Here is a 14482-nt window from a genome sequence, read left to right on the forward strand (position 1 = left end):
CCCCCGCTCGGTCCGATCCGGGCGGCGGCCCGATCGGGGGTGCTCGGGATCGGTCTCCCGAATCCCCCCGGCGGGCCACTCGCAACCGGGTCGGAGCCGGCCGACGGTTCTCGACATCCCGGCGCACAGAATGTCGGATCGATGCGCCGAGGACGCTCGCGCCCTCCCGGAACCTCCGGAGTTGCGCCCTCCCGGACCCCTCCGGGGTTCCCCGAACGACCACCTCCCACGCCGCCCCCGGATGCCCCCCGAACGCACCGGGCTCCGGCCGAAGGCCGGACCCGGGATCCTCATCGACCCGGGTCCCGATCGGGAGTGGGGTCCGGGGGTCAGGCGACCCGACCCGGTTCGGCCACCGGAGCCGGTATCACCGCCCGCGCGACCCGGCCCGGCAACAGCACCCGGTGAATCGCCAGCGTGCCGGCGATCGACGCCGCCCCGACCAGCACGATCACATGAGCCGGTTCCAGCACCCCGGCCAGTGCTCCGGCGCCCGCCATCGTGAGGCCCTGGAGGGTCATCGTGCCGGTCATCGCCAGACCCATCGCCTGGCCGGTGCCGGCCTTCGGGACGGCCTCCAGGAAGCGGCGTTGCAGGCCGAGTTGGTAGGACAGACCCGCGCTGGACAGGACGAACAGGCCGGCACTCACCCACAGCGGCGGACCCACGGCGAAGAACAGCAGCGGGACGCCGAGTTGCAGGGCGAGCCACAGCGCCAGGCGCTCGCGGCGGGCCGGGCGTACGAAGCGCCCCACCACCAGGTCGCCGAGCAACATCCCGGTGGCGGCCGAGCCGTACAGGACACCGGCGTGACCGGGGGAGTACGGGACGACCACGCCCTCGGCGGCGACGGCCAGGTTGGCCGGGATCCACTGGGCCAGCAGCAGGCCGCGCACCGTGCGATCGCCGAGCAGTTCGCGATTGACCCGCAGCGTCGCGCGCACCGTGCCCTCGGCCCGGGTCGACCCGGTGCGCTCGGTGCGCGGCCCCGGCGCCAGGCCCAGGCGCACGACCACGGCGGAAGCCAGCGCGGTCGCCGCCGCGAACAGCAGCGCGCCGCTCGACCCGACCAGCGCGAGCAGCAGGCCGCCGACCGCGAAGCCGAGCACCTGCGTCGCGCCGGCGGTCATCCCGAACACCGAGCGCCCCAGTACGTAGGCGTCGCCGTGCAGCAGTTCGGGCAGTGTGCGCTGGCGCGCGGCGCCCGCGACCGGGCTGACCAGTCCGACGCTCGCGAGCAGCAACAGGACCGTCCACACCGGCAGTACGTCGAGCGCGAGCACCAGCGCGAGCGCGCAGCGGATCAGGTCGTACCCGGCCATCGCCGCGCGCACCGGCACCCGGTCGGTGAGCGACAGCAGCAGCGCACCGCCGAGCGCCTGCGGAACGAACCCGGCGACGTACGCGAGCGCGGACAGCGCCGGCGACCCGGTCCGTTCGTAGACGAGCACCGCGAGCGCGAGCATCCGCACGGTGTCGCCGATCAGCAGCAGGACATAGGAACCGAACAGCACCCGGAAGGCGCCCACCGCGAAGACCTCGCGGTAGGTCGCCGGTTTGACGTCGTCGCCGATCATGGGGGCGAGCGTGCCGCGCCACGCCGCGCGCCGGCCAACCTTTCGGGCAGCACCGAAACCTGGCAGGCTGCCGAGTGGGAGGCCAGGCATGCTCAGGATCGAGGTCGGGCCGGCCGACGTGGCCCGCAGCAGGTTCGGCATCTCCCCGCTGGGCGAGACGGTGATGGTGCTGCGGACGTTGTCGGGAAACCATCAGGCCGGGCCGCTGCGGCCGTGGATCGAGCGGCTGCGGCCGGCGTACGAGCGACTGCGGCGGGAGCTGCCGGCGGTCGCGGCGATGACGACGCTGTATCGGCGCGGCGCCTACAACGCGGACTTCCTGCACCCGCCGCCCTCGGGGACCCCGGCCGGGATCGGGGACGAGCTCGCCGCGGTGCGGGCCACGTCGGCGGCCCGCGCCCACGGCGAGATCGCGCGCAACCTGGAAGGGTTGCGCCCGCCCTCGGCCTCGGTCCGGGCGCTGCTCGACTCCCCCGACGTGGTCGCCCGATTGGCGGACGCGATCGAGGCCGCGTGGACGACGCTGCTGGAGCCGCGGTGGCCGGCGCTGCGCGCGGTGTTGGAGCGCGATCTGGTGCGTACCGCCGGGCGGTTGGCGGCGTACGGCTGGGGTGCGGCGCTGAGCGATCTCTCGCCGCGGCTGCGGTGGCGCGACGAGGGCGTGATCGAGGTGACCGGCCACGCGGCCGACACGGTGAAGCTCGACGGCGCCGGACTGCTGTTCGTCCCGTCGGCGTTCGGTGCGTTCATCGCCTACGTGGAGCCGCCGTGGCCGTACGCCATCGTGTATCCGGCGCGCGGCGTGGCCGAACTCCTGGGTGCTCCGGCCCGCGCCGACGACGCCGCGCTGGCCGATCTGCTGGGCACCACGCGGGCGATGATCCTGCGCGCGCTGGCCACCCGGGCCACCACCACCCAGCTCGCGGCCCGGCTCGGCCTCGGCCTGGGAACGGTCGGCGACCACCTGGCCGTGCTGCGCCGCGCCGATCTGATCACCGGCATCCGGGTGGGCCGCTCGGTGCACTACCAACAGACCGCCCTCGGCGAGGTGTTGGCCGCGGGTTCGGACCGACCCGGCGGGACACTCAGCCGGTGATCGCCACCAGGCTCGGGAGGTATCCCCGGGATTGCCCCGTGACGGTCGGGTGGTACGACTCGTCGACCGGCAACGTCAGCCCGTGCAGCCACTCCTGCGCGCCGCACACCCCGTGCCCCGCGAACCGATCCCGGACGTCCGCGAAATCGGCGCCGCCGGCCGCCGCGCGACCCGCCGTGGTCTCCACCAAGGTGTCGGCCGCCTGGTCCAGCACGCGTCGCTTGCTCTCGCTCAACCCCAGGAGGCAGGTGCCGAGTTCGAACAGGCGCGGATAGCCCAGCACCACGAGCCGTGCGTTCGGCGCCTGCCGGCGGATCCGCGCGTAGGTGTCGTCCAGGTCCGCGGGAAGCCGGTCGCGCGTGTACGCCATCGACCGGGCCACCGCGTCCGAGCAGTCCCGGTCCCCGCCCAGGACGCAGGTCCTGATCGTCTCGGCGAAGCCGACGTCGTTGCCGCCCGCGCTGATCGTCACGAGCGTGGTGTCGCCGTCCAACACGGACAGTTGCCGTGCGCGCACCTCCGCCGTGGTCGCCCCGGAGCACGCGACGAAGTCGAACGCGGCCGCCGCGTGCGCCTGTTGCCACAGCGCGGGGTAGGCGTTCGCGCTGCGCTTGCAATCGCCGCCGCCCGCGAGGTAGCCGCCCGCGCCGACGCCCGAGCTGTACGAGTCGCCCAGTGCCGCGTAACCGCCCTCGGGCGCCGTGACGGCGGCGGGTGCCGCGGCCGAGGGCGCGGCGATCCCCGCGAGCGCGAGGGTCGCGGCGGCGGCGAGGGAGACGGCGACACGGGACGGCGACGGCACGAGTGGATCTCCTCCGGAACGTATGCACGTTGTCGGAGGTATCGGCCGCCCGGTCGGCCGACTTGATCCCGGTCACCCGTCGGAAGGACGCCCCGACCACCCCGCTCGCGGTCGGGGCGACGCGGGCGGACGGTCCCTCACCCGCGTGCGGGCACCTGATCGGCGGGCGCCCGGTCGTGGGTGCGGAAGGTCTGGCGGTAGGTCATCGGCGGCACCCCGATGGTGGCGACCAGGTGTTGACGCAGCGAGGCGCCGGTGCCGAAGCCGGCCCGGTCGGCGATCCGGTCCACGGTCAGGTCGGTGGTCTCCAGGAGCCGCCGCGCGTGCTCGACGCGTTGCCGGGTCAACCACTGGCCCGGCGTCATGCCCACCTCGTCCCGGAAACGCCGGGTGAAGGTGCGTACGCTCATCCGCGCGTGGTCCGCCAACTCGGCCAACGACAGCGGGCGGTGCAGGTGTTCGAGCGCCCATTCCCGGGTCGCCGAGGTGGCCGCCGAGGACGGCTCCGGCACCGGGCGTTCGATGAACTGCGCCTGGCCGCCCTCGCGCCACGGCGGCACCACGCAGCGCCGTGCGACCCGGTTGGCCACCTCGCTGCCGTGGTCGCGGCGCAGCAGGTGCATGCACAGGTCGATGCCGGCGACCACGCCGGCGGCGGTGAGGATGTCGCCGTCGTCGACGAACAGCACGTCCGGGTCGAGGTCGACCCGGGGGAAACGCTTGCGGAACCGGTCGGCCTCGTTCCAGTGCGTGGTCGCCGGGCGACCGTCCAGCAGGCCGGCGGCGGCGAGCACGTAGGACGCGGTGCAGATGGACACGATCCGCACTCCCGGGCGCAGCCCGGCCAGGGCCCGGCCCAGCGGTTCGGGGAGCCAGTCCGGTTCGGCGTTCTCGTCCACGCCGCACACGAAGGGCGGCAGTACCAGTGTGTCCGCGGTCGCCAGTGCCTCGATCCCGTGCTCGACGGCGATGGTGAAGTCGGCGCTGGTGCGCACCGGTCGGCCGTCGAGGCTGCACGTGATCACCTCGTACAGCGGTTCCCCGTCGGTGCCGGTGGCGGTGCCGAAGATCCGGACCGGGATGCCCAGTTCGAAGGGATAGACGTTTTCCAGGGCCAGGACCACGACGCGATGCATGGCCTGATCCTTGCACATATTGGCCATCGGGCCACTCGATGGGCTCCGGCAGCCCCGACAGGGTTGGTCCCACGCCGGGCGCGGAGAACCGGCGAACGGTCCCGGTCACCGCGCCGGGCACGATCGACCCGAACACGGCAGGGGAATGTGATGACGATGCGCGCCATTCGACAGGAGACGTTGGGCGGACCCGAGGTGCTGAGGGTGGCCGAGGTGGAGCGCCCGTCGCCCGGGCCGGCCGAGGTCCTGGTCCGGGTGCACGCGGCCGGGGTGAATCCGACCGACTACTGGCACCGGGCGAGCGGCGGGCTGATCGGCGACACTCCCGTCCCGCTGGGCTGGGACGTATCGGGCGTGGTCGAGGAGGTCGGCCTGGGCGTCAGCGTCTTCCGGCCCGGCGACGAGGTGTTCGGGATGCCCCGACTGCCGCTGCCGGCCGGTGCCTACGCCGAGTTCGTCACGTCCCCGGCGCGCCACCTGGCCCGCAAGCCGGCCGGCCTGTCGCACGTGCAGGCCGCGGCGCTGCCGCTGGCCGCGCTCACCGCGTGGCAGTCGCTGGTGGACGCGGCCGGTGTACGCCCCGGTCAACGGGTGCTGATCCACGCCGCGGCGGGTGGCGTGGGCCACCTCGCGGTCCAGATCGCCAAGGCGCGCGGCGCGTACGTGATCGGCACCGCCCGCGCGGCCAAGCACGAGTTGGTGCGCGGGCTCGGCGCGGACGAGGTGATCGACTACACGGCCGTCGACTTCGCCGAGACGGTACGCGACGTGGACGTGGTGCTGGACACGATCGGCGGCGAGTACGGGCCGCGCTCGCTGCGCACGCTGCGGCCGGGCGGCTTGGTGGTCTCGCTGGCGTCGCCGGCGGAGGTGGGCCTGGTGCCGGTCGCGGAGGCGGCGGGGCTGCGCGCGGGGTTCACCATCGTGGAGCCGGATCAGGGTGGGCTCAAGGAGATCGCGGCGCTGGTCGAGGCGGGTCTGCTGCGGCCGGTGATCGACGCGGTGCTGCCGCTGGAGCAGGTGGGCAAGGCGCACGAACTGGGCGAGGGCGGGCGCACTGCGGGAAAGATCGTGCTGAGCGTGGTGGAGTAGTCGGGCCACCGGGGCCGAGCCGATCGGCCCCCACGCACGCCGCACCCCGCTCGGCGCGGGGCCGCCGGGCGACGTGCGCGGCGGTTCGGCTCGGCGCTCTCGACATAAGTCTGCGTGTGATCGACCTTCGGCCGCTGCGGGCGCCGACCGGGTCTCCCTAGCATCGAGGTGGAGGCGGACCGATCCGGCCGCCCACCGGGAAAAGGGAAGGGCACGCCATGGCCGAGGAGCGATCCGCCCACACGGGCGGGTGGGCGGCGCAGGCCGCCGAGAGGCGCACGGTCCTGGGCTACTCGCGCGCGGATCGGGTGGCGATCTTCGGCGGGCTACCGGCGCTCGGACTGTTGCTCGGGTTCGTACTGCCGCCGCTGGCGCGGTTGGCGCTTGAACTGCCGGTCCTGCCGATGCGCTCGGTCGTGCGCCTCGTCGGCACGGCGGAGCAGCCGTCGCAGGTCGCCATTGGCGCGGCCCTCGGCTTGATCCTGGGCCTGGGCGTCGCGTTCGTCGCCGTCGCCGAGTCGACCCGCTTCACCCTCACCGACACCCGGGTCCTGCTCGAGCACAACGACCGGACCACCACGATCGAGCGGACCGGGATAGGCGCGGTCCGGCCCGACGGCAAGCGGGTGGTCCTGTTCGACCACGACGCCCACCCGCTCGGCGGGGGCCTGCCGCGGGTCGGACGGCGTGCGGTGGCCCGGGCGTTCCGAGCACACGGTTACCCCTGGCGCGAGCACGGCACCACCGACGAACCCGGGTAGCGCGTGCCTGGGACGTGTCTTCGATCCCCCGGTCAGCGCGGTGTCAGACGGTCGCGCATCGCGCGCAGGAAGGCGTTCGGGTCGGCGTTCTTGGTCCGCGCCGTCTCGGCGTCCCCGGCGGTGGCGTAGGTGACGAACGCGTCGTCGCCCACGCAGTCCAGGAGTGCGGCGGCCACCTGCTCCGGCGTCGCGGCGCTCCTCGGGTCGGCCGGGAACGGCGGGTCGTTGCCCTCGCGTTCGGTGCTGAACTCGGTGAGCGTGGTACCGGGCACGAACAAGTGCGCGGCCACGCCGGTGCCGGCCAGTTCCAGATAGAGCGCCTCGGTCCACAGTTCGAGGGCCGCCTTGGAGGCGGCGTAGGCGCCGACGCCGTAGCTGAACATGTGCACGCCCATCGACGACACGTTGACCACGTGTCCGGTGCCGCGGGCCAACATCGCGGGCAGCAGCGCGGCGGTCAGCCGGACCGGCGCCTCGTAGTTGACCGTCATCACCTCGCGCAGATCCTCACCGGACAACTTCGCGCTGCGCCGCCGCTTGGGGATGCCGGCGTTGTTCACCAGGATGTCCACCCCGCCGAGTTCCCGCTCCACCGTCGCCGCGAAGTCCGGGAGGGCCTCCAACGCGGCCAGGTCCAACGGCCACATCCGCGAGTCGGGGCTGTCCTCGCGAAGGTCGGCCAGCGCCCGCGTCAGCCGATCGGTCCGGCGCGCGCACAGCCCGACCACCGCGCCCTCGCGAGCGAACGCGCGTGCGGTCGCCGCGCCGATCCCGGAGGACGCGCCGGTCACGAGCACCCGCTGTCCGTCGAACCGTGCGCCCATGCCGTGGCCCACCCTTCGTCACGGCCGGCCACCCGCCGCGGCCGGCGCCCGCGTGGAACGGATCATCGGCGCAGCGGCCGACGGAAACAAGAGACCCTTCGCCCGGGCCGCCGCCCGCGCGCCGGACCGCTCGGTCGCCCCCGGCCCGCCGACCAGACTTGACGAGCCGGCAAGCCGGCGTTCGCCGGTACGTCGCCCGGCGCCACTACACACATGTCCATGACCTCAGTGGACAGAAGGACCCTCCTGCGCACCGGTTCCGTCGTCGGCGCGGGCCTGGCGATCGCCCCGGTTATGGGCGCGGCCTCGGCCTCGACGTCGGACGCGCCCGCGTACGTGGCCTCCGGCCGGCCGAGCCTGAGCCACGGTGTGCAGAGCGGCGACGCCACCGCGTCCTCGGCGATCGTGTGGGGCCGCGCCGATCGGCCGGGTCGGCTGATCGTCGAGTACGGCACCCGGCCCGACCTGCGCGACGCGCACCGTGTGCGGGGTCCGTGGCTGACTGCGGCCGGTGACCTCACCGGCCGGGTTCGTCTGCGCGACCTGCCGGCGGGGCGGCGGATCCACTACCGTGTCCGGGTCGAGGGCGAGCGCGGCGCGGCGGGCGAGGCGGTGACCGGTTCGCTGCTCACCGCGCCGAGCGAGCGCAGCCGTTCCGGCGTGCGGTTCGTGTGGTCCGGCGACACCGTCGGCCAGGGCTGGGGAAGCAACCCGGACATCGGCGGCATGACCATCTTCGAGCAGATGCGCCGCCTGCGTCCGGACTTCTTCCTCAACAGCGGCGACACGGTCTATTCGGACGGCCCGCTGGTGGAGAGCGTCCCACTGCCCGACGGCCGGATCTGGCACAACGTGGTCACCCCGGAGAAGTCCAAGGTCGCCGAGTCGCTGACCGAGTACCGGGGCCAGTTCGCCTACAACCTGCTCGACCGCAACTACCGGGCGTTCGCCGCCGAGGTCGCCCAGATCGTCCAGTGGGACGACCACGAGGTGCGCAACAACTGGTACCCGGGCCAGATCCTGGACGACGCGCGCTACACCGAGAAGCGCGTCGACGTGCTCGCCGCACGCGCCAGGCAGGCGTTCCGCGAGTGGGTACCGATCGGTGACGACCGGGTCTACCGCAAGCTCTCCTACGGCCGGCACCTGGACGTGTTCGTCCTGGACATGCGCACCTACAAGGACCCCAACGGCGACAACCGCTACGCCGACCCCGAGCGCGGGCTGCTCGGCGACCGGCAGCGGCGGTGGCTGATCGAGGGCCTGTCGCAGAGCCGGGCCACCTGGAAGGTGATCGCCAACGACCTGCCGCTGGGCCTGGTGGTGCCGGACGGCGCCGCCGCGCAGGAGGGCGTCGCGCAGGGCGACCCGGGCAAGCCGCTGGGTCGGGAGATGGAGTTCGCCACGATCCTGCGCACCGCGCAACGACGCGGCGTGCGCGGCATCGTCTTCCTGACCGCCGACGTGCACTACACCGCGGCGCACCACTACGACCCCGCGCGGGCGGCGTTCAAGGACTTCGACCCGTTCTGGGAGTTCGTCTCGGGTCCGTTGAACGCGGGCGCGTTCGGCCCCAACGCGCTGGACGGCACGTTCGGCCCGAAGGCCGAGTTCGTGCACGCGCCGCCGCGCGCGAACTACTCGCCGCTGGAAGGCTTCCAGCACTTCGGCGAGGTCGAGATCGACGGCCCCTCGGGCGATCTGACGATCAATCTGCGCGACGGCGCCTCCACCGTGCTGTGGAGCAAGACCCTGCGGCCGGTGCGCTGACACCCGCGGCGCCGCGCATCCGGCACCTGGCACCTGGCACCTGGCACCGGGCACCGGGCACCGGGCACCCGACAGACATCAGGCACCCGACCTCGGCACACCGCCCGGAAGCCCTCGCACGGACGAGGGCTTCCGGGCGCGGTCGATCAACCGGACCAGGCGATAAGGAACTTGCCCGCGAGCACCGTCGGGGCCCCGCCGAGACCGCGCCGGAGCCGCGCCGGGCGAAACATCCATCAGTACCCGAAAAAGCGCGACAAAGATCGTTCACGGCTTCGATTATGCTCCGCCACCGGTTGCCCCTCGGGGGTCGACGCACAGATCGAAGCGAGGCACAGACATGGACACGAAACGCGTTATACCGGGCCCCGACGCCCCGGCCCGGGGCCCCGCCGGCGGGCGCGCCTTCCGTACCGTGATCCCCGCCGTCGCCGCGTGCCTGCTGCTGGGCGCGTGCGGCGGCGGCGAGGACAAGGCGGCCAAGGACACGGACACCTCCACGGTCATGCCCAAGAGTGGTGGGACGCTGACCGTGGCGATGGCGAGCGACATGCGCTCGATGGACCCGTTCGGCGCGCTGAGCAACTCCTATACCGACAACACCCGGCTCAACGCGGTCTACGACTCGCTCTTCTGGCACGAGGCGAAGACCGGCAAGGTGATGCCGCAAATCGGCGAGAGCCTGACTCCGGACCCGGGCAACGCCTCGTGGACGCTCAAGCTCAAGCCGAACGTCAAGTTCTCCGACGGCACGCCCTACGACGCGGCGGCGGTGAAGTTCACCTGGGACGAGCACGCCGCGCCCGCGCGCAAGTCGTACCAGGCGGGCACGATCCAGGCGGTCAAGGCCACCGAGGTGGTCGACCCCACCACGCTCAAGATCACGCTGAGCGGCCCGAACGCCAACTTCGACCACATCGTCGCGTCCAATCTGTCCTTCATCGTCTCGCCCACCGCGTACCGCAAGGACCCGGCCGGCTTCGCCCGCAACCCGGTCGGCGCCGGTCCGTACACGTTCAAGGAGTGGACCAACGGCGACCACATGACGTTCGTCAAGAACCCGGGCTACTGGCAGGGCGCGGCCAAGCCGTACGCGGACACCGTGGTGTTCAAGATCATCCAGGACAGCACGCAGGCGCTGGAGACGGTCTACTCCGGCGGCGCCGACCTGAAGGTCTCGGTCAACGCGGAGGACCCGGTCAAGGCCAAGCAGAAGGGCCTGGAGACCAAGGTCGTCACGATCATCGGCGGCGAGTCGCTCTACTTCAACAACAAGCGTGCTCCGTTCGACGACGTCCGGGCCCGCCGCGCGGTGCAGCTCGCGCTGGACGCGAACGAGGTGAACAAGATCTCCTTCAGCGGCAACGGCACGCCCACGCACAGCATCTTCCCGCCGGACAGCCCGCTGGTGGAGCCGGGTACCGAGACCGTTCAGCGCACCGACCGTGCGGAGGCGCAGCGGCTGCTGAACGAGTTGGCGGCCGAGGGTAAGCCGCTGGACTTCACGTACTCGATCCCGCAGAACGCGAACGCGCAGCGGACCGCCGAGTACATCATGACCTCGCTCCAGGGCCTGAAGAACATCGGCGTCAAGATCGCGCCGATGCCCATCGCCGCGTTCCAGACCGACATCGTGATCAACAAGAACTACCAGGCCGCGATGTTCAGCTACTACCTCTCGGACGCCGAACCCGGGCTGTACGTGAACCTGTACAGCACCAGCCCGAACAACTACCTGCTGTACGCCAACCCCACCGTGGACCAGAACCTGGACAAGGCCCGGACCACCAACGACCCGGCCCAGCGCAAGGCCGCGTACACGGCGGTCGCCGCGCAGCTCAAGCAGGACGCGCCACTGTGGACGTACCAGTCGTCCGTGGTCACCGGGTTCCACCGGTCGACGGTGGTGGGCATGGTGCTCACCAACGACGGCATGGTGCTGATGGACCGGATCGGGCTCAAGGGCTGATCAGGGCCGCTCCCCGGGCCGCGAACTCGTAGGCTCGGGCTCCGGACTTGAGTCTCCACCCGGTGGAGACGGCACGGTGAGGGACATGGACGGCGCGACCCTGTATTCGATCGGCGACCTGGCGCGGCGGACCGGCCTGTCGGTTCGCACGATCCGGTTCTACGCGGACGCGGGTGTCGTGCCGCCCACTCAACGAAGTCCCGCCGGCTACCGGCTGTACGACCTCGACGCGCTGGTCCGCCTCGAACTCGTACGCACGCTGCGCGACCTCGACATCGATCTGGAGACCATTCGTCGCGTGTTGGCGCGCGAGGTCACCGTCGGCGAGGTCGCGCGGGCGCACGCGAACGCGGTGGACACGCAGATCCGCACCCTACGGCTGCGTCGGGCCGTGCTGCGCGCGGTGGCTCGGCGGGGATCGAGTCCCGAGGAGTTGGAACTGATGCACAAGCTCGCGAAACTGTCCGACGAGGAGCGCCGGAAGATCGTCACCGACTTCCTCGACGCGACCTTCGCCGACCTGGACGTCGACCCGGATTTCCTGGCCAAGATGCGCTGCGGATTGCCGAACCTGCCCGACGACCCGACCTCCGAGCAGCTCGAGGCGTGGGTCGAGCTCGGCGAGTTGGTCGCCGATCCCGACTTCCGCGCGTCGATTCGGCGGATGGCCGAGTACCAGGCGCAGGCGCGCGGCCGCGGCGACGACGTCGCGCCGGACGCGCACGAGCGGCTGACCGCCATCACCCGCGAACTGGTCGAGGCGGCCCGTACGGCCGGCGTCGAGCCGACCTCGCCCGAGGCTGAACCGGTGGTCGCCGACCTGCTCGCGCGGTACGCCGGCACGTTCGGTCGCACTCCCGACGCGGCCTTCGTCGCCTGGCTGGTCGAGCGCTTCGAGATCGGCACCGACCCGCGCGCCGAACGCTATTGGCAGTTGCTGGGCGTGATGAACGGATGGCCGTCCTGGCCGAGCATGACGCCGGTCTTCACCTGGTTCCTCGCCGCGCTCCGCGCCCGGAACGGCACCGCCTAGTCCCCGGCACGCCGCGGGCGGCGCAGGTTCGCGGCGTTCGGCCTCACCGTGGGCGGACCCGCGCGTTGCCTGCCCGGGCGCGACGGATTCCCCGTACGAACACGAAGAGGGTGGTGGGCGAATGCGATCCGCCCACCACCCTCGATCATCCGGTGCCGGTGGAACCGGCCCCGCGATGGATCAGCTCACCAGGACGCCTTCCCGGTCGCCGTCGCCGCCGGCCTTCGGCTCGTCCTCCTCGTCCGGGCGCTGCGCGAGCTTGCTCGGCCACCAGATCTTGCGGCCGATGTCCAGACCCAGCGCGGTGACCAGGACCGAGCGCACGATGAAGGTGTCCAGCAATACGCCCAGCGCGACGGTGAAGCCCATCTCGGCGAACGAGACGATCGGCAGCGTGCCGAGCACCGCGAACGTGGCGGCCAGCACCAGGCCGGCCGAGGTGATCACACCACCGGTCGCGGACAGCCCGATCAGCACGCCGCGCCGGGTCCCGTGCCTCTTCGACTCCTCGTGCACCCGACTCATCAGGAACACGTTGTAGTCGATGCCCAGCGCCACCAGGAACACGAACACGAACAGCGGGAAGCTCACGTCCGTGCCCTTGAAGCCGAACAGGTGCTCGAAGAGGAACACGCTGATACCCAGGGCCGCGGCGAAGGACAACACCACGGTGGCGATCAGCACCAGCGGTGCGATCACCGCCCGCAGCAGCAGGCCGAGCACGATCAGCACCACGAGGAGGATGAGCGGGATGATCACCTTGTCGTCGTGCTCGGACGCCTTGGCGATGTCCATCTGGGTCGCCGTGCCGCCGCCGACCTTGGCCGCGCCGTCCGGTACCGCGTGCATCGCGGTGCGGACCCGGTTGACGGTCGCCTTGGCCGCCGCCGAGTCGGGCGAGTCGCTCATCACGCCCTCGATCTGCACCCGCCCGTTCGCCGCGCCGGTCTGGCGCACGCCGTTGGGGGCGATCCCGGGGGTCGCCTGAAGCGTCTGCATCAGCGTCGCCCCGGCCGACTCCCGGCCGATCACCACGATCGGGTCGCCGGAGCCCGCCGGGAAGTAGCGCTCGGAGACCTCCTGGCCGCTGATCGACTGAGGCTTGTTGGTGAACGAGTCCTTGTTGGCGATGCCGTCGCCGTTGAGGTTGGTCAGACCGATGGTCATCACGCCGAGGATGACCGCGGTCACGATCCACACCACACGCGGACCGCGGGCGATCTGCCGGCCGACCTTGGCCCAGATGCCGTTCTCGTCGTGCGTGACGGCGTCCGGCTCGTACGCCGGGCGGATCGGCCAGAACACCCAGCGGCCGACGATCACCAGCAGCGCGGGCAGCAGCGTGGTCATCGCGACCAAGGCGACCAGCACACCGAGCGCGCAGACCGGCCCCAGGCCCTTGGTGGACTGCATCTCGGCGGCCATCAGGCACAACATGCCGACGCCGACCGTCGCGGCGCTGGCCACGATCGCCGGACCGGCGCGAAGCAGCGCGGCCGCCATCGCGTCGTGCCGGTCCTCGTACCGGTGCAGCTCCTCGCGATAGCGCGCGATCAGCAACAACGCGTAGTCGGTGCCGGCGCCGAAGATCAACACGGTCAGGATGGCCGCGCTCTGCCCGTTGACGACCAGACCGGCCTTGGTGAACAGGTACACCACGGCCTGCGCCATGAACAGCGCCGCGACCGCCGAGATCACCGGGAGCAGCCACAACACCGGGCTGCGGTAGGTGAACAGCAGGATCAGGACGACCACGCCCAGCGTCGCGTACAGCAGCGTCCCGTCGATGCCCTCGAACGCGGAGGCCTGGTCCGAACCGAGTCCGGCCGGGCCGGTGACGTACGACTTCAGGCCCTCCGGATTGTCCTTCAGGGCTTCCTTGAGTTGATCGACCGCGTCACCGAGGTCGTTCCAGCCGCCGTCCTTGACGGTGATCGGGACCAGGGTCTGCGCGGCCTTGTTCAGCGGATCGAACGTCGGCTGCTCGACCTGGCTCGTGACACCCTTGGCGGTGCCGAACTTGGCCTGGTCCTCGGCTATCGCCTTCGTGTCGTCCGGCGTCAGACCGGACTCCCGCTCGTAGACCACGACGGCGGGAACCGTCGTGTCCGGACGGAAGTCCTTCTGTTCGTGAATGACCTTCGTGGATTCGGCCTCGGCGGGCAGCCAGGACGAGACCTCGTTGTTCTGAGCGTCGGTCAGCTTGCTCGAGAGCGGCATTGCCACGACGAGCAACACCACCCACAAGGCCAGCACGACCCACTTGGATCGACGCCCGCACGGCAACGCCGCAAGCGCCTTGATCCGGTTCATGTTTCCCCCAGCTGATGGGCTGATTCCAAGGAAGCAGCGGTCGATCGACAACATGGAGTCAGCTCGACGCCGGGTTTGACGGCCGGTGATCGAGACTGTCCACGACACC

Annotated in this window: 11 protein-coding genes; 6 read left to right on the top strand and 5 right to left on the bottom strand. The window is 71.7% G+C overall.

The genetic code is table 11. The features are described 5' to 3' along the window. Window positions 1-329: 329 nt before the first annotated feature. The gene (locus tag ACZ4FV_RS23455; protein ID WP_395858701.1) at window positions 330-1577 is read right to left on the bottom strand and encodes an MFS transporter; all 1248 of its coding nucleotides are present in this window, start codon (window positions 1575-1577) and stop codon (window positions 330-332) included. A gap of 88 nt (window positions 1578-1665) precedes the next feature. On the opposite strand from ACZ4FV_RS23455, the gene ACZ4FV_RS23460 reads away from it, so the two are divergent. Continuing rightward, entirely contained in the window at window positions 1666-2673 is a 1008-nt protein-coding gene (locus ACZ4FV_RS23460) for an ArsR/SmtB family transcription factor (RefSeq protein WP_395858702.1), read from the top strand. On the opposite strand, the gene ACZ4FV_RS23465 is transcribed toward ACZ4FV_RS23460, so the two are convergent. Both ACZ4FV_RS23465 and ACZ4FV_RS23470 read right to left on the bottom strand, forming a co-directional pair. Next, window positions 2663-3475 carry an SGNH/GDSL hydrolase family protein gene (locus ACZ4FV_RS23465; RefSeq protein WP_465323202.1) on the bottom strand — a complete coding sequence of 271 codons (813 nt, stop codon included), beginning with the start codon at window positions 3473-3475 and terminating at the stop codon, window positions 2663-2665. The genes ACZ4FV_RS23460 and ACZ4FV_RS23465 overlap by 11 nt on opposite strands. Window positions 3476-3612: 137 nt before the next feature. Beyond that, complete coding sequence (locus ACZ4FV_RS23470) at window positions 3613-4611, bottom strand: GlxA family transcriptional regulator (protein WP_395858704.1); 999 nt, start codon at window positions 4609-4611, stop codon at window positions 3613-3615. 156 nt (window positions 4612-4767) lie between these two features. On the opposite strand from ACZ4FV_RS23470, the gene ACZ4FV_RS23475 reads away from it, so the two are divergent. Next, window positions 4768-5703: an NADP-dependent oxidoreductase gene (locus ACZ4FV_RS23475; RefSeq protein ID WP_465323203.1), complete on the top strand. Its 936-nt coding sequence runs from the start codon at window positions 4768-4770 to the stop codon at window positions 5701-5703. Window positions 5704-5921: 218 nt separating this feature from the next. Continuing rightward, window positions 5922-6464, top strand: a complete 543-nt coding sequence (locus ACZ4FV_RS23480; RefSeq protein WP_395858706.1) for a YqeB family protein — start codon at window positions 5922-5924, stop codon at window positions 6462-6464. Window positions 6465-6496: 32 nt separating this feature from the next. On the opposite strand, the gene ACZ4FV_RS23485 is transcribed toward ACZ4FV_RS23480, so the two are convergent. Beyond that, window positions 6497-7288, bottom strand: coding sequence for an SDR family NAD(P)-dependent oxidoreductase (locus tag ACZ4FV_RS23485; protein ID WP_402231047.1), 792 nt, complete (start codon window positions 7286-7288; stop codon window positions 6497-6499). Window positions 7289-7507: 219 nt separating this feature from the next. Between ACZ4FV_RS23485 and ACZ4FV_RS23490 the strand changes: the two genes are divergently transcribed. From ACZ4FV_RS23490 to ACZ4FV_RS23500, 3 genes are all read left to right on the top strand, one after another. Next, window positions 7508-9058: an alkaline phosphatase D family protein gene (locus tag ACZ4FV_RS23490; protein WP_465323204.1), complete on the top strand. Its 1551-nt coding sequence runs from the start codon at window positions 7508-7510 to the stop codon at window positions 9056-9058. Window positions 9059-9398: 340 nt separating this feature from the next. Further along, a complete protein-coding gene (locus ACZ4FV_RS23495) occupies window positions 9399-11027 on the top strand; it encodes an ABC transporter substrate-binding protein (RefSeq protein ID WP_402231052.1) in 1629 nt (542 codons plus the stop codon). Window positions 11028-11112: 85 nt separating this feature from the next. After that, window positions 11113-12060, top strand: coding sequence for a MerR family transcriptional regulator (locus ACZ4FV_RS23500; protein WP_395858710.1), 948 nt, complete (start codon window positions 11113-11115; stop codon window positions 12058-12060). A 180-nt stretch (window positions 12061-12240) separates the two neighbouring features. Here the strand turns inward: ACZ4FV_RS23500 and ACZ4FV_RS23505 are convergent, their stop codons facing one another. Continuing rightward, the gene (locus ACZ4FV_RS23505) at window positions 12241-14373 is read right to left on the bottom strand and encodes an MMPL family transporter (RefSeq protein WP_395858711.1); all 2133 of its coding nucleotides are present in this window, start codon (window positions 14371-14373) and stop codon (window positions 12241-12243) included. Window positions 14374-14482: the final 109 nt, after the last annotated feature.

It is taken from the genome of Embleya sp. NPDC025285, assembly GCF_055558835.1.

Bases quoted from the DNA above. Each gene is read 5' to 3' on its own strand.
- ACZ4FV_RS23480 (WP_395858706.1), top strand. From the start codon at position 5,922: ATGGCCGAGGAGCGATCCGCCCACACGGGCGGGTGGGCGGCGCAGGCC.
- ACZ4FV_RS23485 (WP_402231047.1), bottom strand. From the start codon at position 7,288: ATGGGCGCACGGTTCGACGGACAGCGGGTGCTCGTGACCGGCGCGTCC.
- ACZ4FV_RS23500 (WP_395858710.1), top strand. From the start codon at position 11,113: ATGGACGGCGCGACCCTGTATTCGATCGGCGACCTGGCGCGGCGGACC.
- ACZ4FV_RS23505 (WP_395858711.1), bottom strand. From the start codon at position 14,373: ATGAACCGGATCAAGGCGCTTGCGGCGTTGCCGTGCGGGCGTCGATCC.
- ACZ4FV_RS23490 (WP_465323204.1), top strand. From the start codon at position 7,508: ATGACCTCAGTGGACAGAAGGACCCTCCTGCGCACCGGTTCCGTCGTC.
- ACZ4FV_RS23475 (WP_465323203.1), top strand. From the start codon at position 4,768: ATGCGCGCCATTCGACAGGAGACGTTGGGCGGACCCGAGGTGCTGAGG.
- ACZ4FV_RS23460 (WP_395858702.1), top strand. From the start codon at position 1,666: ATGCTCAGGATCGAGGTCGGGCCGGCCGACGTGGCCCGCAGCAGGTTC.
- ACZ4FV_RS23455 (WP_395858701.1), bottom strand. From the start codon at position 1,577: ATGATCGGCGACGACGTCAAACCGGCGACCTACCGCGAGGTCTTCGCG.
- ACZ4FV_RS23495 (WP_402231052.1), top strand. From the start codon at position 9,399: ATGGACACGAAACGCGTTATACCGGGCCCCGACGCCCCGGCCCGGGGC.
- ACZ4FV_RS23470 (WP_395858704.1), bottom strand. From the start codon at position 4,611: ATGCATCGCGTCGTGGTCCTGGCCCTGGAAAACGTCTATCCCTTCGAA.